This window comes from Sphingobacterium sp. SGL-16 (assembly GCF_011043515.1).
GTDB classification, from domain to species: Bacteria; Bacteroidota; Bacteroidia; order Sphingobacteriales; family Sphingobacteriaceae; genus Sphingobacterium; species Sphingobacterium litopenaei.
The window spans coordinates 1-1,379 of record NZ_JAAKGQ010000105.1 but is presented as its reverse complement, the minus strand read 5'-3'; the positions used below and the strand labels follow the sequence as shown (position 1 = coordinate 1,379).

The window sequence follows — 1,379 nt, the reverse complement described above, 5'->3', positions numbered from 1 at the left end:
GCTATGTGGGAGGGCAGACTTTTATTGGGATGATTGAAAAGAACCTCACCTATACAAACACAAAAGTAGATGGACTTTTAGAACAACTCCTTGACCGCCAGAACTTGAATACTGCCTATTTACAAGTGGTTTGTAATCGTGGTGCTTGCGGTATCGATAAGATGGGCGTCGAATCCTTAGGGGATTATCTTAGAGAGCATAAGGAGAAACTTTTAACATCCATCAAGCAGGGGAATTATTCTCCTTCTGCAGTAAGAGGTGTCGAAATTCCTAAAGACAATGGGTCAAAGCGAATGCTGGGCATCCCAACAGTAGTTGATCGGCTCATCCAGCAGGGCATTAGTCAAATCCTGACACCAATCTACGAACCTGAATTCAGTGACCACAGCTATGGTTTTCGTCCGGGTCGCAACGCGCATCAAGCGCTTCTCAAATGCAAGTCATACATTCAACAGGGGTATAATTATTCCGTAGACATGGACTTAGAGAAGTTCTTCGATACGGTGAATCACAGTAAACTGATTGAATTATTATCACGCACGATCAAAGATGGAAGACTGATCTCACTTATCCATCGATACTTGAGAGCAGGTGTAGAAATAAACGGAAGGACTAAAGTAACTACAGAAGGTGTACCTCAAGGAGGCCCACTAAGCCCACTTTTGAGCAATATTATGCTTGATGAACTGGACAAAGAACTGGAATCTCGAGGACACAAATTTGTACGTTACGCTGATGACCTTATGATACTTTGTCGTAGTAAACGGAGTGCCTCACGGGTTATGGAATCGATCACAAAATTTGTGGAAGGTAAGCTGATGCTTAAGGTCAATAAAGAGAAAAGCGTCGTTCGTCATGTATCCAAGATTAAATTTCTAGGCTATAGTTTCTACAATTACAGAGGGGAGTGGCGCTTACGTATTCACCCTAAAAGTCTAGGGAAGATGAAAGCTAGGATTAAAGGACTAACGGGCCGCAGTCGAGGTTGGAGCGATGAACAGCGAATTCTCTACTTGAGGGAATACCTCACAGGCTGGATGCACTACTTTAAACTAGCGGACATGGGGACGAAACTGGGGCAACTGGATATGTGGTATCGTCGTAGGTTACGTATGGTCAAATGGAAACAATGGAAACACAGCAAGTCTAAAATTAGGAACTTGGTACAACTAGGTGTAAGTAAATACAAGGCGTACGAATGGGCACATACAAGGAAAAGTTACTGGCACACAGCAAAAAAGCTGGATACTGACAACAACCCTTTCCAACGACTATCTTAAACAACTGGGATACCCATCTTTACTGGCAGAATACAAGCGAGTTTGTGTTACAACTTAGGGAAGCGCCGTATACCGAACGGTACGTGCGGTGCTGTGGAA

At 43.5% G+C, this 1,379-nt stretch carries 1 protein-coding gene; it reads left to right on the top strand.

Annotation, left to right across the window (positions count from 1 at the left end; all coding sequences use genetic code 11):
* Nucleotides 1-29 precede the first annotated feature (29 nt).
* Nucleotides 30-1,280: a group II intron reverse transcriptase/maturase gene (ltrA, locus tag G5B32_RS16835; RefSeq protein WP_165292652.1), complete on the top strand. Its 1,251-nt coding sequence runs from the start codon at nucleotides 30-32 to the stop codon at nucleotides 1,278-1,280.
* Nucleotides 1,281-1,379: the final 99 nt, after the last annotated feature.

Coding starts and splice junctions, on each gene's coding strand:
- ltrA (WP_165292652.1), top strand. CDS start 30: ATGATTGAAAAGAACCTCACCTATACAAACACAAAAGTAGATGGACTT.